General features: G+C 64.1%; 18 protein-coding genes. 12 read left to right on the forward strand and 6 right to left on the reverse strand.

The window, feature by feature from the left end; all coding sequences use genetic code 11:
• Positions 1 to 114: 114 nt before the first annotated feature.
• The 3 genes from IVA93_RS35210 to IVA93_RS35220 form a co-directional block, all read right to left on the reverse strand.
• Positions 115 to 333: a hypothetical protein gene (locus tag IVA93_RS35210; protein WP_026233073.1), complete on the reverse strand. Its 219-nt coding sequence runs from the start codon at positions 331 to 333 to the stop codon at positions 115 to 117.
• A gap of 1 nt (position 334) precedes the next feature.
• A complete protein-coding gene (locus tag IVA93_RS35215) occupies positions 335 to 994 on the reverse strand; it encodes an acyl-homoserine-lactone synthase (RefSeq protein ID WP_018456038.1) in 660 nt (219 codons plus the stop codon).
• An 83-nt stretch (positions 995 to 1,077) separates the two neighbouring features.
• The gene (locus tag IVA93_RS35220; RefSeq protein ID WP_018456037.1) at positions 1,078 to 1,806 is read right to left on the reverse strand and encodes a helix-turn-helix transcriptional regulator; all 729 of its coding nucleotides are present in this window, start codon (positions 1,804 to 1,806) and stop codon (positions 1,078 to 1,080) included.
• A gap of 167 nt (positions 1,807 to 1,973) precedes the next feature.
• Between IVA93_RS35220 and IVA93_RS35225 the strand changes: the two genes are divergently transcribed.
• The 10 genes from IVA93_RS35225 (at position 1,974) to IVA93_RS35270 (ending at position 12,008) form a co-directional block, all read left to right on the forward strand.
• Positions 1,974 to 2,150, forward strand: a complete 177-nt coding sequence (locus IVA93_RS35225) for a hypothetical protein (RefSeq protein WP_018456036.1) — start codon at positions 1,974 to 1,976, stop codon at positions 2,148 to 2,150.
• 332 nt (positions 2,151 to 2,482) lie between these two features.
• Positions 2,483 to 3,421: a LysR family transcriptional regulator gene (locus IVA93_RS35230; protein ID WP_018456035.1), complete on the forward strand. Its 939-nt coding sequence runs from the start codon at positions 2,483 to 2,485 to the stop codon at positions 3,419 to 3,421.
• Between the two features lie 143 nt (positions 3,422 to 3,564).
• Complete coding sequence (locus tag IVA93_RS35235; protein ID WP_018456034.1) at positions 3,565 to 4,443, forward strand: shikimate dehydrogenase; 879 nt, start codon at positions 3,565 to 3,567, stop codon at positions 4,441 to 4,443.
• A 55-nt stretch (positions 4,444 to 4,498) separates the two neighbouring features.
• On the forward strand, positions 4,499 to 5,629 hold the full coding sequence (locus IVA93_RS35240; RefSeq protein WP_018456033.1) for an ABC transporter substrate-binding protein: 1,131 nt from the start codon (positions 4,499 to 4,501) through the stop codon (positions 5,627 to 5,629).
• Positions 5,630 to 5,726: 97 nt separating this feature from the next.
• Positions 5,727 to 6,602, forward strand: a complete 876-nt coding sequence (locus IVA93_RS35245; RefSeq protein ID WP_018456032.1) for a branched-chain amino acid ABC transporter permease — start codon at positions 5,727 to 5,729, stop codon at positions 6,600 to 6,602.
• Positions 6,599 to 7,597: a branched-chain amino acid ABC transporter permease gene (locus IVA93_RS35250; protein WP_018456031.1), complete on the forward strand. Its 999-nt coding sequence runs from the start codon at positions 6,599 to 6,601 to the stop codon at positions 7,595 to 7,597. The genes IVA93_RS35245 and IVA93_RS35250 overlap by 4 nt, the downstream gene beginning before the upstream one ends.
• Positions 7,594 to 8,337 carry an ABC transporter ATP-binding protein gene (locus IVA93_RS35255; RefSeq protein WP_018456030.1) on the forward strand — a complete coding sequence of 248 codons (744 nt, stop codon included), beginning with the start codon at positions 7,594 to 7,596 and terminating at the stop codon, positions 8,335 to 8,337. Before IVA93_RS35250 ends, IVA93_RS35255 begins: the two co-directional genes overlap by 4 nt.
• A gap of 10 nt (positions 8,338 to 8,347) precedes the next feature.
• On the forward strand, positions 8,348 to 9,085 hold the full coding sequence (locus IVA93_RS35260) for an ABC transporter ATP-binding protein (RefSeq protein WP_018456029.1): 738 nt from the start codon (positions 8,348 to 8,350) through the stop codon (positions 9,083 to 9,085).
• Entirely contained in the window at positions 9,082 to 10,140 is a 1,059-nt protein-coding gene (locus tag IVA93_RS35265; RefSeq protein ID WP_018456028.1) for a Gfo/Idh/MocA family protein, read from the forward strand. The genes IVA93_RS35260 and IVA93_RS35265 overlap by 4 nt, the downstream gene beginning before the upstream one ends.
• Positions 10,137 to 12,008, forward strand: a complete 1,872-nt coding sequence (locus tag IVA93_RS35270) for a bifunctional sugar phosphate isomerase/epimerase/4-hydroxyphenylpyruvate dioxygenase family protein (protein WP_018456027.1) — start codon at positions 10,137 to 10,139, stop codon at positions 12,006 to 12,008. Before IVA93_RS35265 ends, IVA93_RS35270 begins: the two co-directional genes overlap by 4 nt.
• 169 nt (positions 12,009 to 12,177) lie before the next feature.
• Here IVA93_RS35270 and IVA93_RS35275 read toward each other — a convergent pair whose 3' ends face one another.
• Positions 12,178 to 13,350, reverse strand: a complete 1,173-nt coding sequence (locus IVA93_RS35275) for an ABC transporter substrate-binding protein (RefSeq protein WP_018456026.1) — start codon at positions 13,348 to 13,350, stop codon at positions 12,178 to 12,180.
• Positions 13,351 to 13,646: 296 nt separating this feature from the next.
• On the opposite strand from IVA93_RS35275, the gene IVA93_RS35280 reads away from it, so the two are divergent.
• On the forward strand, positions 13,647 to 14,909 hold the full coding sequence (locus IVA93_RS35280; protein ID WP_018456025.1) for an NAD(P)/FAD-dependent oxidoreductase: 1,263 nt from the start codon (positions 13,647 to 13,649) through the stop codon (positions 14,907 to 14,909).
• 164 nt (positions 14,910 to 15,073) lie between these two features.
• On the opposite strand, the gene IVA93_RS35285 is transcribed toward IVA93_RS35280, so the two are convergent.
• Positions 15,074 to 16,285 carry an ABC transporter substrate-binding protein gene (locus IVA93_RS35285; protein WP_018456024.1) on the reverse strand — a complete coding sequence of 404 codons (1,212 nt, stop codon included), beginning with the start codon at positions 16,283 to 16,285 and terminating at the stop codon, positions 15,074 to 15,076.
• A 44-nt stretch (positions 16,286 to 16,329) separates the two neighbouring features.
• Complete coding sequence (locus IVA93_RS35290) at positions 16,330 to 17,550, reverse strand: cytochrome P450 (protein ID WP_018456023.1); 1,221 nt, start codon at positions 17,548 to 17,550, stop codon at positions 16,330 to 16,332.
• A gap of 83 nt (positions 17,551 to 17,633) precedes the next feature.
• Here IVA93_RS35290 and IVA93_RS35295 point away from each other — a divergent pair, with 83 nt between their 5' ends.
• Positions 17,634 to 18,140, forward strand: coding sequence for a MarR family winged helix-turn-helix transcriptional regulator (locus IVA93_RS35295; RefSeq protein WP_018456022.1), 507 nt, complete (start codon positions 17,634 to 17,636; stop codon positions 18,138 to 18,140).
• The last annotated feature ends 254 nt before the right edge of the window (positions 18,141 to 18,394 follow it).

Consider the following 18,394-nt stretch of genomic DNA (forward strand, 5'->3'; position numbering starts at 1 on the left):
CTTGCAAGAAGACTGCCGCGCAGGATGGGTCAACCTGCCGCACCCAAACGGATCACCCTCCCTCCGTTGCGGGAGAGAGGGTGTGAATTCGTCGCAACGTGTGGATGGAGACGCCTAGTGCGACGTCATCTGCCGGCGAAGGTCATCCGGCTCGGCAAGCACGCTGTTGGCCGTCGAGGCCTCCAGCGCCGCCATCCGGAACAGATAGGCGAGCGTCGCCAATCCGGTGTCTTCCGCCATCTGCGCGAGTTCGAGCGCCATGTCGGACATGTAGCCCAGATTTTCGTCCTTGATCTGCGCCATGATCTGGCTGTCCCGCATCATGTTCGACATCTCAGGCGCTCTTTCGTTGCGCGGCAGCGAGGCCGCAGAGGTTGGCAAGGGCGATGCAATTGATACGCGGACCGTCCTGTTGGACGATGGAAGGCACGCCGATGCGATCATGCAGGGCATCGAGCGTCTCGCGGAGAATGTCGATCGTCGCCGCCATGGTCCATGCGTTCTCCACCAGTGCCGGCAGACCGAGCGGGGTCACGACGAAGCCGGCCTCATGAAAGCGCGGCAACCACCAGGTTTCCATGATCGCGCTGACCTGCGCGATCCCCTGACCGAGGCAGAACTCCTGCACGGCCGCCATCAGTTGCAGGTTGAGCGCGCCGTCGCGGCGATCGCGCACGACGAAGTAGCGCGACCATTCCCAGACCAGAGGATCCACCGGGTAGCCGCGCACCGCTGCCAGATGGGGAAAGACCTCGCTCATCATCGAAGGCTTGGTGGTCGGGTAGAGCCGGTGACCGCCGATGACGCGGCGTCCCTCCAGCGCAAGCAGATAAACGGTGTCCTCGTCGTCATAGGAATCGATTTCGCGGCAATCCGGCCTGCGCAGCGTCTCCCAGCGCCGCTCTTCGACGAAGATGTCGTGCCGCAGCCGAAAATGCTGATCGAGTACATCTTCGTAAAGGTGGCGATTTACTGCAGAAATGGCGTGAATCATGAAAACCCCCATTCATCCTCAATGGAGGGCACCCTCTGCGAAAAGAGGATGGTTCGGTATTGGGAAATTTCCCAGTACGTCGCTTAGGGATTGATGATCTTGTTGCGAATCGCCAGTGCTACCGCATGCGTACGGTTGACGGCTCCGAGCTTGCGCCCGGCGGTTGCAAGATGCTCTTCGGCGGTGCGCTGCGTGATGTGCAGGATCTCGCCGATTTCCCAGGCCGATTTGCCCTGCGAGGCCCAGGCGATCACCTCGCGCTCGCGCGGGGTGAGGCGTGCCGAGGGATACGGCGCTGGATCGAGCAGACGGCGAATGTGGTCGAAGCCATACATCGCCATCAGGTGCAGTGCCGGCTTGCTGCGGGGATTGAGGTCGAGATGGACGCCCCCGAGCGACACCGCGGCCTCGTAGCCGGTGAGTCCGTGGATCGGCACAATGAAGCCGCGCGTCATGCGAAAATCGGTGGCGCGGTTCATCACCTCGGCCGCGTTCGGCTCGAGCTCCGCATCATAGGGTGCTTCCGACCATTCGAACGGGTTGACTGACTGGCGGCACAACCGCACCACCGGGTCGAAACGGTCGTAGTTATTTTCGGTGTAGAGACCAAACCAGCCCGCGGGCCAGCGCTTGGCGAGCACCATCTGTGCAAACTGTTGGTCGGGATTGGGCAACCCCGTCACGATGATAGTTTCAAAACCGAAGCGACCAAAGGCCGATTCGAGCGCATTCATGGCGTCGGGCACCTTGCGATAGGCCCCAAGCCCCTCGATGAAGTCGAGCGCTTCCCGGCCATAATCCACGGCGGACATCGGTGCGTTTCCTGACCCTCGCTGTGCGATATAGCACGTCTTGGGGCACTGCCTCAATTCACGGATTCCGTAGTTTCCCGGTATCCCATTGACCCCGAAGGCTTAATCTACTTGTGGAAGAAGGGACGTCAAGATACACCTACAATGTCTGAAGCGGGGAAACCACGATGGAAGACGAGGACATCGCCCTCAACAGCGTGCTCGGCCTGGAACTCAACCGCGTATTTTTCGCCGTCCGCGAAACGGCAAACAAGCAGAAGATCATCGAGTTCGCACGCGGGGTGCTGCAAAGCGAGCGCAGCAAGCCGGCAGAGAGCGCCACGCCGGACGGACCGGCGAGCTAGCACGCAATTGCTGTGAGCGCACGAACGGTCCGTTCGGCGCCATGCCTTCCTCTGATCTGAACCGAACAACCGAACGCGAATGTTTCCTTCCTTCTCCCCTTGTGGGAGAAGTGGCATAGGCGGCCTTCGGCCGCCGTTCTTAAAACAAAACGCCGACGCTTCGCATCGGCTATGGCGCCGGATGAGGGGTTGTTTCCACGCGTTCAAATGCGCGAGGCTCGTGCGGGGAGAGAACCCCTCACCCGCCTCGCGCTATCGCGGCGATCCGCCCTCTCCCACAAGGGAAGAGGGAAAGGCAGCGCCGACCACGATTACCTTCGGATGCCCAGGACATGATGACGCTGCGCCAGGTTGAAGTGATCCGTGCCGTGATGGTGACGGGCACGATCGGCGGCGCGGCGAAGCTGCTGAACGTTTCGGCGCCGGGCATCAGCCGCCTGGTGAAATATACCGAGCGCTCGCTCGGCATCCGCTTCTTCCAGCGCCAGAACGGCCGCTATTTCCCGACGCCGGAAGCCGAGAACATCTTCGAGCAGATCAACGGCGTCTACAAGAAGGTCGACGACCTCTCCGAGATCATCTCCAAGATTGGGCGCGGCGGATTGTCGGAATTGCGCATCGGCTCGGTGCCGAGCATTTCGCAAGTCATGGTGCCGCGCGCGATCGAGCGGGTCCGGCGGCGCTATCCGGATTTGGGCATCGACATCAACATCCTCAAGCTCGAGGAAGCCATCGACTATCTCATGCTCGGCCGCGGCGAGTGCGTGGCGATGAGCTATCGCCTGGAGCATTCCGGGCTCGACTTCATGCCGCTCGCCTCGGGCGAGCTCTATTGCATCGTGCCGCCGGGCCACGAGCTCGCCGGCCGCAAGCAGGTCTCCGCCGCCGAGATCACGCGCTATCCGCTGATCGGCATCGATCCCAATGATCCCTACGGGCGGATCATGGCCGAGATCTTCGCGCGCCACCGCCTCGAGTACAACATCACCATCCGCGCCCGCTTCGGCACCACGGTCTGCGCGCTGGTGAAGGCGGGGCTCGGCATCGCCATCATCGACCAGTTCACGGTGGCCCATGGGGGCTATCCCGGCATCGAGCTGATCAAGATCACCGAGCCGACGCGATTCGACACCTATATCGCGGTGAAGCGCGGCGCGCCGCTGTCGCTTCATGTCGAGTATTTCATCGAGTCCCTGCGCGCGGAGATGCGCGCGGTCGAGCCGTCGCGGGGCAAAGGCAGGGCCGCGCCGCCACGGGCGCGGAAGAGATAACATTATGTTAGGTTTGCAGCACAAAAGGGTAATTGTGTTAGGCCGAGGAAAGGCTATCGTTCCTGGGGGAAGCCCCTTGGAATTGGGCGGATCTCCCCGCTAAAGGCCGGGATCAAACGCTCCCAACGAGACGATAGCGAACCATGTCAAAGCGCGGACCCGCCGCACCCAAAAAGCTCCTGACCGGCCTGATCGGCGCACCCATCGCGCATTCTGCCTCCCCTGCCATGCATGAGCGCGCCGCGGAGGGGCTTGGGCTGCGCGGCCATTACCAGCTCATCGAGGTCGCCGGCGCCGACGCGGGCGGGCTCCGCATGATGCTCGAGGGCGTGCGGCGGCTCGGCTTTGCCGGCGTCAACGTCACTTTTCCCTACAAGGAGGCGGTGGTCCCGCTGCTCGATGAACTGGCACCGGGTGCCGCCGCCATGGGGGCGGTCAACACCGTCGTCGTCAGGAACGGCCGGCTGATCGGCCACAACACCGACACGACGGGCTTTGCGCGCGCCGTCGCGCCGCTGCTGGCGGCCTCTGGAAACGCAGTCGCCGTGATCGGCACCGGCGGCGTCGGCAAGGCGATCGCGTTTGCCCTGGCGAGCCTTGACGTGACCGACATCCGTATCTTCGACAGCGAGCCGGCACGCGCCGAAAAACTCGCCGCGCTGCTCGACAAACAGGGTGGCGCCAGGGTCGCCGCAAGCGTCGAGGCCGCGCTCGACGGCGCAACGGGCCTCGTCAACGGCACGCCGGTCGGCATGCTGCCGAACCGGGAAACGCCGGTCGCGCCGACGCTGCTACGTCAAAACCTGTGGGTCGCCGACGCCGTCTATTCGCCGCTGATCACGCCGCTGCTGGCGGCTGCCCAAGCCAAGGGCGCGCGGATCATGACCGGACGGGAGCTTGCGATCTACCAGGCCGCCGACGCTTTCGAACTGTTCACTGGCCTTGCCCCATCCACCGAGATCATGGGAGAGGCATTCGACGAGGTGATGGCGGCACGAAGCTCGGCCTATCACGCAGCGTAACCGAAACGGCCGGACACAAGGCCGCGGACACCATCACGAAACAGGAGGAGAAACCATGAAATCGACTTTGCTGGCGGGCGCCCTGCTTGCCTTCGCGACTGCAACCAGCGTGCACGCCCAGGCGATCAAGCTCGCCGACGTCGCCGAGCTTTCCGGGGGCGGCGCCACCGTCGGCACCAACTGGAAGAACGGCATCGACCTCGCGATCGAGGAGATCAACGCCAAGGGCGGCGTGCTCGGCCGCAAGCTCGAAGTCACTCATGCGGATTCGCAATCCAACCCGGGCGTCGCGCGCGCGCAGGTGCAGAAGGCGCTCGACGCCGAGCCCTATGTGCTGCTCGGACCCGGCTATTCCGGCTCGGTGAAGGTGACCGCGCCGCTGGCGGCCGAAGCCGGCATCGCGCAGATCATGGGTGGCGAAGCCGCCGAGCTGACGCAAGGCGGAAACAAATTCCTGTTCCGCACCTCGTTCGGCCAGCAATCCTCGATGCCGAAGGTCGCCAAATACATTCACGACGACATGAAGGCGAAGTCGGTCGCCGTGGTCTGGGTCAACAATGACTTTGGCCGCGGCGGCCGCGATGTCGTCGTCAAGGAGCTCGACCGTCTCGGCTCCAAGGTCGTCGCCGATCTCTCCACCGAGGCGGGCCAGGCCGATTTCGCCGCCGACGTCGGCAAGATCAAGGCCGCCAATCCCGACGCCGTATTCGTCTATTTGAACGAGGAAGAGAGCGCACGCATCCTCAAGGAGCTGAAGCGCCAGGGCGTCACCGCACCGCTGATGGGCGAGACCACGCTGATCGGCCAGAAGGTGATCGAGCTTGCGGGCGATGCCGCCAACGGCGCGCGCGGCCATGTCGGTCTCACCACCGACGCGCCGGTCGACCTGATCAAGGCGTTTCGCGACAAGTTCGCGAAGAAGTACAATTACGTGCCCGACCATAACGGGCTGAAAGGCTATCTCGCGGTCTACATGGTGAAGGCCACCACCGACAAGATGGGCAAGGTCGATTCCAAGGCGTTCGCCGACACCCTGCATGGCCTGACCATCAAGGCCGCCGACGAGCCGGGCATCTTGATGGACGTCACCTTCAGCGAGACCGGCGACATCGACCGCCAGAGCTTTCTGGTCGAGGTGGTCGAAGGCAAGCAAGTCGTGAAGCAGGTGCTGCCGAAGGTGAAGTGAGGTCTTGCCCTTCTGCCTCGCCCCGCCCTTCGCGGGGAGAGGGAGAAGGACGAGCGAGGAGAGCGGGGAGACAGAGCGCGAGCGCCGAGAGGGGAAAATGTCCAATCTGTTCGATCTTCTGGTCGCTGGACTTGCCACCGGCGCGATCTATGCGCTGGTCGCGGTCGGCTTCACGCTGCTGTGGCAGACCTCGCAGACCATCAATTTCGCACAAGGCGAGTTCGTGATGCTGCCGGCGTTCCTGATGCTGGCGGCGATGCATGCCGGCGCGCCGTTCTGGCTCGCGATCATCCTCGGCATCCTGCTTTCGATGCTCCTGCTCGGCCTCGCCTTCAAGATGCTGCTGGTGGATCCGATGTTGCGCCATGGCGTGCTGCCGCTCGCGATCGCGACCATGGCGCTCGCGATCGGTCTCAAGGAGGCCGTAAAGCAGTTCTTCAGCGCCGAAGCCTCACCCTTCCCCTCGATCGTGCCGACCGGCGACGTCTCCATCCTTGGCCATGCCGTCTCGCTGCAAAGCATCGGCGTCCTCGTCCTCGCCATCCTTGCCGTCTTCGGCTTGACTGCGCTTCTCAACCGCACCTCGCTCGGCCACCAGATGCAGGCGGCGGCGCAGAACCCGACGGTGGCGCGCATCATCGGCGTCCCGGTCGAGCGCATGATTCTCCTGACTTTCCTGATCAACGCGTTCCTGGTCGCTCTCGCCTCGCTGTTGATCACGCCGATCTACCTCGCGAAATTCACGTCGGGCGAGGTACTGGGCCAGGCCGCCTTCATCGCCGCGATCGTCGGCGGGTTCAACCAGGTGCGCGGCGCGATCGCAGGCGGCCTCCTGATCGGCGTGCTCGACAATCTCGCGGCCGCCTATGTTTCAACGCAGTACCGCGCCGCCGTGCCTATGATCTTCCTGATCGCCGTCATCCTGTTCCGACCGCAGGGCTTGCTCGGCCGTGCCGAGGAGCGCACCGTATGAGCGGCTTCGCCAAACCTCTCAAGATCGCGTTCGGCCTCATCGTGGTCGCTGCGCTGATCGTTGTCCCCATGAACTTCAACCGCTATGGCCTGTTCATCCTGAGCCAGTGGGCGGTGATGGCCATCGCCGCAATGGGCCTCAACCTCACACTCGGTTATGCCGGCCAGGTCTCGCTGGCGCAGGGCGCCTTCGTCGGCATCGGCGCTTACGCCGCGGCGATCATGACCACGCATGGCTGGCCGCTGCCGGCGGCGATCGTCGTCGCGATCGGCTTGAGCTTCGCGGTCGGCTGGGTGCTCGGCTATCCCGCGCTGCGGGTGCAGCATCACTACCTCGCCTTCGTCACGCTCGCCTTCTCCACGCTGGCCTTCCTGGTATTTCGCAACGAGAGCTGGCTCACCGGCGGCATCTACGGCATCTCCAATATTCCGCGTCCGCACATTTTCGGCATCGCGACCAACAAGCCGCTGCCGTTCTACTATGTCTGTCTCGGCTCGCTCGCTATCGTGTCGCTCGCGGTGTGGTGGCTGATCCGCTCGCCGTGGGGCCGCGCCTTCATGGCGCTGCGCGAAAACCCGCTGCGGGCGCAGTCGCTGGGCGTCGACACGCGGCGCTATACGCTGATGGCGTTCGCGATCGGCTCGGCGCTCGGCGGCGTCGCGGGGGCGCTCTATGCGCCGCTGACGCAATATATCGATCCCGTGCCGTTCAACCTGTCGCTCTCGCTCGACCTCCTGATGATGGTGATCGTCGGCGGCGCCGGATTCTTCCTGGGTCCGTTCCTCGGCGCGATGATCGCGGTGCTGTTGCCGGAGTGGCTGCGCTTCACCGAGGGCTATTATCTGATGCTCTACGCGATCGCGGTGATGGGGCTGCTGATCTGGTCGCCGACCGGCATTTTGGGAATCCTCGACCGCTATCTCGCCGAACGCCGCACCAAGGCGGCCTCCGCCCAGCGCGCCGTCGCAAAGTCCCGGCTGGAGACAGTGCAATGAGCGCGGTCCTCGAAGTCACCGACATCAAGAAGAATTTTGGCGGCATCAGCGCCGTCGGCGGCGTCTCTTTCGACGTCCGCGAGGGCGAGATCCTCGGCCTGATAGGCCCGAACGGCTGCGGCAAGTCGACCCTGTTCAACTGCATTCTCGGCCAGCTCACGCCGAGCGGCGGCGAGGTCAAGCTCGACGGCAAGGTCGTCACGGGCTTGCGACCCGCCGAGCTCAACAAGCTCGGGGTCAGCCGCACCTTCCAGCTCCTGCAGGTGTTCCCCAAACTCTCGGTGCGCGAGAACCTGATCCTCGCAGGCCAGGAGCACCAAGGCAGCATGGCCTCGCGCCTGGTCGGCCGCTCCGATGCCGGACTGACGGAGGCCGCCAACCAGATGATCGGCTTTTTCAAGCTCGATCATCTCGCCGACGAGCCGGCCGGCGGGCTCTCCTACGGCCAGCAAAAACTGCTCGACGCCGCCATGGCCTTCATGGGCGGACCGCGCCTGGTGCTGCTCGACGAGCCAGCCGGCGGCGTCAACCCGTCGATGTTGACGGATCTGAAGGAGCGGCTGGTGGCGATCAACCGCGAGAAGAACGCCACCTTCGTCGTGATCGAGCACAACATGGAATTCGTGATGTCGCTGTGTTCCCGCGTGATGGTGATGGCGGAGGGCAAGGTGCTGGCGATGGGACGACCGGACGAGGTGCGAAAGAACCCCGCCGTGATCGAAGCCTATCTCGGACATTGAGGAACCAGCCATGAGCGATCCGATCCTCTCGGTTCACAATCTCGTCGGCGGCTACGGCAAGATGACGATCCTGAACGGCACCACTTTCGCCGTGCCGCAGGCCACCATCACCACCATCATCGGCCCGAACGGCGCCGGCAAGTCCACCGTGTTCAAGGCGATCTTCGGCCTGCTCAAGCTGCGTGAGGGCAAGATCAACTTCGCCGGCCGCGACGTCACCCATTTGAGCCAGCGCGCGCTGCTCAATGCCGGCATCTGCTACGTGCCGCAGGGCCGCAACATCTTTCCCGAGCTGTCGGTGCGCCACAATATCGAGCTCGGAGGCGTTTCGGCGGGCAAGGGCATCGACCTGCAGAGCCGGATCGAGGCCGCGCTCGACCTGTTCCCGGCGCTGCGGCGGAAATCGACGCAGCAGGCCTCCACGCTATCCGGCGGCGAGCAGAAACAGCTCGAAATCGCCCGCTCGCTGCTGCTCGAACCGAAGCTCGTTCTGATCGACGAGCCCTCAATCGGCCTGTCGCCACTGATGGTGCAGCAGACTTTCGACATCCTGAAGAGCTTGCGCGACCGCGGTGTCACCATTCTGATGATCGAGCAGAACGCCCGCTCGGCGCTGGAGATTTCCGACATCGGGATCGTGCTCGAGCTCGGCCAGACCCGCATGGTCGACAAGGCGGAGCGCATCTTGAACGACCCGCGGATCGGCCAGCTCTTCCTCGGCGGCGCCATGGAGGAGAGCGCAGCATGAGCGCGCCAAGGCGCATCGCCGTTGCCGGCGCCGGCCTGATCGGCCGCCGCCATATCGAATTGATCAACGCTTCACCAGACTGCGTGCTGGCGGGCATCGCCGACCCTTCGCCTGCCGCAAAAGAGTTCGCGCAGACGCGCACCACACCCTGGCATTCGGATCACCGCACGTTGCTGGCGCAGGAAAAGCCTGATGGCCTGATCATCGCCTCACCGAACGCGCTGCACTTCCAGATGGTGCTCGACTGTGCCCAAGCCGGCGTGCCCGCGCTGATCGAGAAGCCGGTGACCGATACGGTCGCGGCCGCGCAGCGCCTGTGCGCGGCGATCAGGCGGACCGGCGTGCCGATGCTAGTCGGCCATCACCGCCGGCACAATCCGATCATCAAGGCCGCACGCGAGACGGTGGCGACCGGCAAACTCGGCCAACTCACGGCTGTGGTCGGACTGTGGCTCCTGAAGAAGCCCGACGATTACTTTGATGTGGCGTGGCGGCGCGAGCATGGGGGCGGCCCGCTGCTCATCAACCTGATCCACGACATCGACAATCTCCGATTCATCTGCGGCGAGATCACCGAGGTGCAGGCGTTGACGTCGAACAAGGTTCGCGGTTTCGCCGTCGAGGACACCGCCGCGTTGCTGCTGCGCTTCGCCAACGGCGCACTGGGAACGGCGACCGTGTCGGACGCAACGCCGGCGCCATGGAGCTGGGAGCTGACCTCGGGCGAGAACACTGCGTACCCGAAGCGGGATCAGCCCTGTTACATCCTCTCCGGCACCGCGGGCTCGCTGTCCGTGCCGAATATGGAGCTTTGGTCCTACGCGCGAGAGCCCGGCTGGCACGCGCCGCTGTCGCGCGAGACCATCACGCCGCCGGCATTCGATCCATTGGCCGAGCAGCTCCGGCATTTCCTCGCCGTGATCGCGGGCCATGAACAACCACTGATCGCGGTCGAAGACGCAATGGGCACACTTGCGGTCGTCGAAGCCGTCAGCGAAGCGGCACGCACGGGCCAGAAGATATCGCCGGGCCAAATCATGGAGCAGGCAGCATGACCAAACGCTCGATCGCAACGGTCTCACTCTCCGGCGCTCTCGACGAAAAGCTCCGCGCCATCGCATCCGCCGGATTCGACGCGGTCGAGATTTTCGAGAACGATCTGCTGTCGTTCGGCGCAGGTCCGCGCGACATCGCAAAGCTCTGCGGGGACCTCAATCTCGAGATCTGTGCGTTTCAGCCGTTCCGCGATTTCGAAGGCATGCCGGAGCCGCAGCGTTCGCGAAACTTTGCCCGCGCCGAACGCAAGTTCGACCTGATGCAGGAGCTCGGCACCGATCTGCTGCTGATCTGCTCCAACGTGTCGCCGGCCGCGCTCGGCGGCATCGACCGCGCCGCGGATGATTTTCGCGAGCTTGGCGAGCGCGCGGCCAAACGGTCTTTGCGCGTCGGCTACGAGGCATTGGCCTGGGGACGCCACGTCAACGATTACCGCGATGCCTGGGAGATCGTGCGGCGCGCCGATCACCCCGCGATCGGTGTCATCCTCGACAGCTTTCACGCACTGGCCCCCGGCTTTCCGGTCCGCGCGATGCCCTCGATCCCCGGCGACAAGATCTTCCTGGTCCAGCTTGCAGATGCGCCGAAGCTCGAGCTCGACATCTTGTCGTGGAGCCGGCACTTCCGCTCCTTCCCCGGCCAGGGCGACCTGCCGGTCGGCGAGTTCATGGCGGCGATCGCGGCGACCGGCTATGCCGGGCCGCTGTCGCTGGAGATCTTCAACGACCAATTCCGTGCCGGCTCGGCCGTGCAGACCGCGGTCGACGGCCTGCGTTCGCTGATCCTGCTGGAGGACCAGCTTGCACCGGATTGGCCAAAGCTCATCGGCGAACCCTTGGCGCCCAAGCCCAAAAGTCGCGGCACGGGATTCATCGAGTTTGCCGTCAACGAGACCAAGGCCGGCGAACTCGCCCGCCTGCTCGCGCAGCTCGGTTTCCGCAAGACCGGCAAGCATCGCAGCAAGGCGGTGGAGCGCTGGTCGCAAGGCAAGGTCGAGCTCGTCGTCAACTCCGAGACCGACGGCTTTGCGCATTCGCACTACGTGACGCATGGCCCCGGCGTCTGCGCCATCGCGCTCGATATCGACAATGCCGGCCTCGTTATGCAGCGCGCCGAAACACTGAAAGCGCGCACCTTCTATCAGCCGGTCGGGCCGGGCGAGCTCGAGATTCCCGCGATCCACGGCGTCGGCGGCAGCCTGCTTTACTTCCTGGACCAGGCCGGCAAGAACTGGGACACGGATTTCGAACAGGTACCGAGCGACGCTCGCGCGGACGCCCTGCTGGCCGTCGATCACATCGCGCAGTCGATGCCCTATGACGAGATGCTGTCGTGGCTGCTGTTCTACACCGGCATCCTCGACCTCAAGCGGCTGCCGCAGATGGAGATCGCCGATCCCAGGGGCCTCGTGCAAAGCCAGGCCGTCATCAACGGCGACCAGAGCCTGCGCTTCGTGCTCAACGGCTCATCCGCCAACCGCACGCTGCCGGCCCGCTTCATCTCGGAGTTTTTCGGCTCGGGCGTGCAGCACGTCGCATTTACGTGCCGGGATATCTTTGCGGCAGTCGCGGAGATGCGCAAGCGCGGCGCGGATTTCCTGGATATCCCGGATAATTACTACGACGACGTCGAAGCCAAATACGACCTCGCACCCGAGCTGATGAGGCAGCTGCGCGCCAACCACATTCTCTACGACCGCGAGGGCGACGGAGAGTTTTTCCAGGTCTACACCCACATCTTCGACGAGCGGTTTTTCTTCGAGATCGTGGAGCGGCGGGATTATCAGGGCTTCGGCGCGGCCAATGCCGGGATCAGGCTTGCCGCGCAAGCGCGCGAGGTGCGGCCCGCGAGCATGCCGCGCGTGTAGCTTACTTTCCCTCTCTCCTTGTGGGAGAGGGTGGCTTGCCGCAAAGCGGCGAGACGGGTGAGGGGTTCTCTCCGCGAGACCTTACTTTTGAATACGCGGAAACAAACCCCTCATCCGGCGCTTCGCGCCACCTTCTCCCACAAGGGGAGAAGGGGTATCGTGCTTGTGGCTACTTCATCGCGCATTTGTCGTGGAAGCGATCCTGGTCGTTCTCGACGATGGTCGCGACCGTCTTCAGCGAGAGCTGGCCTTCGCCGTCCTTGACCACGTCCTGGAGGTAGAAGTTCTGCACCGGGATGTGGTTCTTGCCGTACTTGAACGGGCCGCGCAGCGACTTGAAGTTGGCCTTCTCCATCTCGGCCTTCATCGCGTCCTTCTTGCTGGTGTCGCCCTTCACCGCGACCACGGCGCTGTTGATGAGCTGGGCCGCGTCGTAGGCTTGCGCGCCGTAATAGGTCGGACGCAGCCCGGGGTACTTCTTGCGATAGTCGGCGACGAAGCGCTTGTTCTGCTCGTTGGGCAGATCATTCACCCATTCCTGCGCACCGGGCACCCCGAGCGCGTTCTCCTTTTGCAGCGGCAGCGACAGCTCGTCGACGGTGAAAGCCGTGTAGAGCGGCATCGTGCTCTTCAGCCCGGCCTGCGCATATTGGTTGAGGAACTGCACGCCGGCTGCACCGGGATAGAACACGAAGATCGACTCGGCACCCGAGGCCCGCGCCTTGGAGAGCTCGGCGGAGAAGTCGAGCTGGCTCGGCCAGACCGTGTATTCCTCGCCCTTGACCTCGCCCTTGAACGTGCTCTTCACGCCCGCCAGCATGTCCTTGCCGGCGGCGTAGTTCGGGCCGATCAGGAACACGCTCTTGACGCCCTTCTGGTTCATGTAGAGGCCCATGGCGGCCGGCGTCTGGTCGTTCTGCCAGGAGGTCGAGAACACGTAAGGCGAGCAGAGCTCGCCCGCGAGCTGCGACGGACCGGCATTGGCCGAGATCAGGAAGGTCTGCGAGTCCACGGCGGTCTTGAGCGAGGCCAGCAGCACGTTCGACCAGATGTAGCCGACGATGAAGTCGACCTTGTCGGACTGCACCAGCTTCTCGGTCTTCTGCTTGCCGACGTCGGGCTTCTGCCCGTCGTCCTCGTAAATCACCTCGACCGGCTTGCCGTCCATCTTGCGGCCGATGTGATCCAGCGCGAGCTCGAACGAATTGCGCATGTCGTTGCCGATCACGGCGGTCGGGCCGCTGAAGGTCGAAACGAAGCCGATCTTGATGGTGTCGCCGGCGGATGCCGGGCCTGCCAGCACCAGCGCCGCTGCGCCCGCCAGCCAGAATGCCGTCCTCATAACCACTCCCCTCCATATTATTATGCCCGGAAGCAGGGTGATTGCCGCCCCGGGGTCATCTCTATTGAACGCAAAATCTGTCGCGCCGCCAATGGTTCAGCGCCCGCCCTGCACCATATTTCGCCCCGAACGGCGATAGCAAGAAATATAATTCTACTTACTTCGGCTAAGGCTGCGGCGCTTTCTCGCGGGCGCGATACATCCGGCCTATGCCTCGATTGACGACGGCTATTGGACCGCGGCGCCTGATCAGCGTTTAGATGAGGATAGAGCCGCGAGATTCGGAGGGGCGCATCATGACCACGACACCGCACCGCGTCGTCATCGTCGGAGCCGGTTTCGGCGGGCTGGAGGCGACCCACCGGCTCGCCGGCAGCCCGGTCGAGATCACGCTGATCGACCGCCGCAACCATCATTTGTTCCAGCCGCTGCTCTATCAGGTCGCCACCGCCTCGCTCGCCACCAGCGAGATCGCCTGGCCGGTCCGGCACCTGATGCGCGACCGGCGCGATGTGACGACGCTGTTTGCGACGGTCAGCGGCGTCGATGCCGACAGGCGCTGCGTGCTGATCGACGACGGCAGCGAGGTGCCTTACGACACGCTGGTGCTCGCCACCGGCGCGCGTCACGCCTATTTCGGCCACGACGAATGGGAGCAATGGGCGCCGGGTCTTAAAACACTGGAGGACGCGACCACGCTGCGCCGTCATATCCTGGTGGCGTTCGAGCGCGCCGAGCGTGAGACCGATCCGGCCAAACGCGCGGCACGATTGACTTTCGTCATCGTCGGCGCCGGCCCCACCGGCGTCGAACTCGCCGGCACCATCGCCGAGATGGCGCACCACACCTTGCCAGCCGACTTCCGCAACATCGACACCAACAAGGCGCGCGTGGTGCTGATCGAGGCGGGTCCGCGGGTGCTGGCAGGCTTTCCAGATGATCTCTCGGCCTATGCCCAGGCCTCGCTGGAGAAGATCGGCGTCGAGGTCGTGCTCGGCCAAGCCGTCACTGAGATCAACCGCGAGGGCGTGGTGTTCGGCGGCAAGCTGCTCGAAGCCAAGACACGAATCTGGGCCGCCGGCGTGCGCGCCTCGCCCGCGGCGGAATGGCTGGGCGCACCGGCCGATCGCGCCGGGCGCGTCCAAGTGGAGGCCGATCTTACGATCCCCGGTCATCCCGAGATCTTTGCAATTGGCGACACCGTTTTGATCAACGCCTGGGACGGCAAGCCTGTGCCCGGCATCGCGCCGGCCGCCAAGCAGCAGGGCCGTCACGTGGCCGAGACCATCAAGGCCCGGCTGCGCCAGGAGCCGACAGGCCCGTTCCGCTACAAGCACTCCGGCAGCCTCGCGCAGATCGGCAAGCGGCTCGCGGTGATCGACTTCGGCCGCATCAAGCTGCGCGGCACCATCGCGTGGTGGATCTGGGGCATCGCCCATATCTACTTCCTGATCGGCTTGCGCCATCGCCTCAGCGTCGCCCTGAGCTGGCTCTGGATCTACGCCCGCGACCAGCGCGCTGCGCGGCTGATCACGCAGGGATCGAGCAAGGTGGTGTAGGGCTTCTTCTTCCTCTCCTCGTTCTTACGGCGAGAGGGTTGGGGTGAGGGGCCTCTCCGCGAACGAGATATTGGTGAGACCTGTACCCCCTCACCCGGATCGCAAGAGCGATCCGACCTCTCCCCGCGAGCGGGGAGAGGTTAAGTGAGGCGCGATCGCCGCCCCTACTTCACCAGCTCGCACCCACCTTCCGCGAGCGGTCGAAACGCCTGCTCCGCAGAGATCGTCGAAACCAGCTTGTAATAGTCATACGGATATTTCGACTCCTCCGGCTTCTTCACCTCGAACAGATACATCGGATGCACGACGCGGCCGTCCTGGCGGATCGTGGTGTCGCCGAACAGCTTGTCCTTGCCCTTGAACTTTTTCATCTCGGGCACGGCATCCTTGGCATTGTCGCTGCCCGTGACGGCGACCGCGTTGAGATAAGCGAGCGTGGAGGCATAGACCCCGGCCTGGTTGCCGCTCGGCATCTTGCCGTTCATGCCGGGCCGCGCCGCGAAGCGCTTGGCGAAGGCGCGGGTGTCGTCGTTCATGTCCCAGTAGAAGGCCTCCATGAGCTGGAGCCCTTGCGCGACCTTGATGCCCATGCCGTGGACGTCGTTGATGAAGAGCAGGAAGGCGACGAGTTTTTGTCCGCCCTGCTGTATCCCGAACTCGGCCGCCTGCTTCACCGCGTTGATGGTGTCGCCGCCGGCATTGGCGAGCCCGATCACTTGGGCCTTCGAGCCCTGCGCCTGCAACAGGAAGGACGCGAAGTCGGACGTGCCGAGCGGATGCTTGGAGGAGCCCAACATCTTGCCGCCATGCGCCTCGATGTATTTCTGGGCTTCCGCCTCGATGCCCTTGCCGAGTGCGTAGTCAACCGTGAGGAAATACCAGTCCTTGCCGCCGCGCGACATCATCGCGGCCGCCGTGGTGTTGCCGGTCGCCCAGGCGTCGTTGACCCATTGGATGGTGTTGGGCGAGCAGGCCTTGCCGGTGAGATCGGAGCTCGCGGTGGACGACGCGAGGAACGTCATGCGGCTATCGCGCAGCAGCGTGTTGATGGAGAGGCCAACGGCCGAGTTCGGCACGTCGACGATGGCGTCGACGCCCTCGACATCGAGCCATTTGCGCGCGATTGCATTGCCGACGTCGGCCTTGTTCTGGTGATCGGCATAGACGATCTCGACCTTGATGCCCTTGCCGCCGCCGTTGAAATCCTCAGCGGCCATGCGCGCGGCCTCGACCGAGCCCATGCCGTTGGTGTCCTGGAAAATGCCGGAGATGTCGTTGAGCACGCCGACGCGCACGACATTGTCCGAGATCTCGGCATTTGCCGCGCCGCCAATCAGGCTCGCGGCCAGCGCAAGCGTCCACTTCAAGTTCTTCATTGTTCCCTCCCCTGTCGTATTTGTTGTTTGCGATGACGACAGCGTCAGGCTGGCGTGATGCGCACAGGCAGGCTGTCGAGCCCGCGCAGCGTGTTGTTGAAGCGGCGCTGCGGCTCGCCCATGATCTCGATCTTTGCGATCCGGCGGGCCAGCGCCGCGAGCATTGTCTCGCCTTCGAGCCGCGCGACCAGCTGGCCGACGCACATGTGAATACCTGAGCCATAGCCAACATGGCCGGACGTGCGGCGGGTTATGTCGTAGCTGTCGGGCTTGTCCCAGCGCCCCGGATCGCGATTGGCAGCCGCCAGGAACATCAACACCTTCTCGCCCTCACCGATGGTCGCGCCTGACAGTTCGACTTCGCGCGTGGTCGTGCGGAAGAAGGTCTGCACCGGGCTTTCAAAACGAACGGCCTCCTCGAAAGCGTTGCGCGCCAGCGTAAAATCGTTGCGCAGGCGCTGCCACTGCTCAGGGAAGCGCGCGAGACAGTAGACCGCTGCACCGATGCCGTTGACGGTGGTGTCGAGGCCCGCTGACAGAAGCGAACGCACCAACAGCGGCGCTTCGGTCGCGGTGATGGCACCCTCGCCGACATGGGCGTGGATGCAGGCGCCGATGCCGCCGGGCGTGAGGCTGTCCCGCTGGCACTGCTCGGTGACGTAGGCCTGGTGAGGCGCCGAGCGCGCGATCGCCTCGTTGCGCAACTGGTTCGGCGGGCCGAAGGCGTTGAACACCAGGCTCGCATAGGGAATGAGATTCTCGCGTCCCTCAGGCTTAAGCCCGAGCGCATCTGGGAAGATCGACAGCGGATAGGCCTCGGCAAGGTCCGTGATGGCATCGAAGTTGCGCTTCTCCAGCAGCGCGTCCACACGCTCTTCCGCTGCCGCGGCAAAGCGGTCGCGCAGCCCCTTCATCACCGTCGGCGACAGCACCTTTGAGAGCACGGCGCGGGTGCGGGTGTGCTCGGGAGGATCGGCCTCGAGGATCAGGCTGGGCGGCCGCCACGGCGTCTCCTTCGCGAAATCGGCGAGGCCGACGCCACGACTGGAGCAGAACGTTGCGGGATCGTTCAGCACGGCATGAACTTCGGCATAGCGCGCCACGCCATAGACGTTCCACTTGTCGAGATAGACGACAGGTCCCGCCTCCCGCAGCAGCTCATGCGTGGGATAGGGATCGGCGAAAAAATCCATCGCGAACGGATCGACGTCGAGATGCGGGACGGCCGACGAACCGCTAATTTCCTGGGAGCTGGAAGTGCTCATGGAAGTCCTCCCTCATTTTGATCTTGTGAAAGGGCCGCGCTTACCTTTAGGTCTCCAGACACGCCGCGAGACAGAATCCCGACATGCCGCCGCCTTCGACCAGAGCCCGCCAGAAACCTGCGCCCGCCGAGACGGGACCGACGCTCGATCTTGACCGCTACGTCCCCGCGTTCATCACCTTCATCGCCAACAAGCTCTCGAACAGCGCCACCGCGTTCTATCAGCGAGAGTTCGGCGTCAACGTCACGGAATGGCGGATCATGTCGCTGCTCGCGATCGAGCCCGGCATTCCCGCCTCGCGCATCTGCCACGTCATCGGTTTCGACAAGGGCCCGGTGAGTCGGACGCTGGCCGGCCTGGAAAAGCGGGGGTTGATCTCGATCCGTACCGATCCCAATGACGGGCGCACCCATTCGATCTCGCTGACGGCGAAGGGCCGCGCCATCCATGACAAGGTGATCGTCGCTGCATTCGAGCGCGAACGGCGCCTGTTGTCCTGCCTGGACAAGGACGAGCGCGAGGTGCTGATCGACCTGTTGCGCCGCCTGCATGAAAATCTCGGCGCGGTGACCGGCAGCACCGAGACCTGACGGGCCACACAGCGGGCGCTGAGCCCTGTCATTTCCAGGCATGCGCCAACATTCGCCGGCGGCACCCTCTCTGCCGAGCATAGCTTCCTCCGATCCGACGCGGCGGTTCCTCCCGCCGTCATCCGTGTCTGGAACGGTTCGCATAAATTAGTTGCTTGGGCAACAAAAGAATCGTGCAGCATAATGCGGCAGGGCGGCTGGCGTAGTTGGGTTTGCCGAGCTCTCTTGTCCCGGACGCGCTGCAGCGTGAAACG

It is taken from the genome of Bradyrhizobium sp. 155 (genome assembly GCF_023101105.1).
GTDB classification, from domain to species: domain Bacteria; phylum Pseudomonadota; class Alphaproteobacteria; order Rhizobiales; family Xanthobacteraceae; genus Bradyrhizobium; species Bradyrhizobium canariense_D.

What these genes read in the sequence shown, in the direction of transcription:
- IVA93_RS35210 (WP_026233073.1), bottom strand. Translation starts at nt 333, where the DNA reads ATGTCGAACATGATGCGGGACAGCCAGATCATGGCGCAGATCAAGGAC.
- IVA93_RS35215 (WP_018456038.1), bottom strand. Translation starts at nt 994, where the DNA reads ATGATTCACGCCATTTCTGCAGTAAATCGCCACCTTTACGAAGATGTA.
- IVA93_RS35220 (WP_018456037.1), bottom strand. Translation starts at nt 1,806, where the DNA reads ATGTCCGCCGTGGATTATGGCCGGGAAGCGCTCGACTTCATCGAGGGG.
- IVA93_RS35225 (WP_018456036.1), top strand. Translation starts at nt 1,974, where the DNA reads ATGGAAGACGAGGACATCGCCCTCAACAGCGTGCTCGGCCTGGAACTC.
- IVA93_RS35230 (WP_018456035.1), top strand. Translation starts at nt 2,483, where the DNA reads ATGATGACGCTGCGCCAGGTTGAAGTGATCCGTGCCGTGATGGTGACG.
- IVA93_RS35235 (WP_018456034.1), top strand. Translation starts at nt 3,565, where the DNA reads ATGTCAAAGCGCGGACCCGCCGCACCCAAAAAGCTCCTGACCGGCCTG.
- IVA93_RS35240 (WP_018456033.1), top strand. Translation starts at nt 4,499, where the DNA reads ATGAAATCGACTTTGCTGGCGGGCGCCCTGCTTGCCTTCGCGACTGCA.
- IVA93_RS35245 (WP_018456032.1), top strand. Translation starts at nt 5,727, where the DNA reads ATGTCCAATCTGTTCGATCTTCTGGTCGCTGGACTTGCCACCGGCGCG.
- IVA93_RS35250 (WP_018456031.1), top strand. Translation starts at nt 6,599, where the DNA reads ATGAGCGGCTTCGCCAAACCTCTCAAGATCGCGTTCGGCCTCATCGTG.
- IVA93_RS35255 (WP_018456030.1), top strand. Translation starts at nt 7,594, where the DNA reads ATGAGCGCGGTCCTCGAAGTCACCGACATCAAGAAGAATTTTGGCGGC.
- IVA93_RS35260 (WP_018456029.1), top strand. Translation starts at nt 8,348, where the DNA reads ATGAGCGATCCGATCCTCTCGGTTCACAATCTCGTCGGCGGCTACGGC.
- IVA93_RS35265 (WP_018456028.1), top strand. Translation starts at nt 9,082, where the DNA reads ATGAGCGCGCCAAGGCGCATCGCCGTTGCCGGCGCCGGCCTGATCGGC.
- IVA93_RS35270 (WP_018456027.1), top strand. Translation starts at nt 10,137, where the DNA reads ATGACCAAACGCTCGATCGCAACGGTCTCACTCTCCGGCGCTCTCGAC.
- IVA93_RS35275 (WP_018456026.1), bottom strand. Translation starts at nt 13,350, where the DNA reads ATGAGGACGGCATTCTGGCTGGCGGGCGCAGCGGCGCTGGTGCTGGCA.
- IVA93_RS35280 (WP_018456025.1), top strand. Translation starts at nt 13,647, where the DNA reads ATGACCACGACACCGCACCGCGTCGTCATCGTCGGAGCCGGTTTCGGC.
- IVA93_RS35285 (WP_018456024.1), bottom strand. Translation starts at nt 16,285, where the DNA reads ATGAAGAACTTGAAGTGGACGCTTGCGCTGGCCGCGAGCCTGATTGGC.
- IVA93_RS35290 (WP_018456023.1), bottom strand. Translation starts at nt 17,550, where the DNA reads ATGAGCACTTCCAGCTCCCAGGAAATTAGCGGTTCGTCGGCCGTCCCG.
- IVA93_RS35295 (WP_018456022.1), top strand. Translation starts at nt 17,634, where the DNA reads ATGCCGCCGCCTTCGACCAGAGCCCGCCAGAAACCTGCGCCCGCCGAG.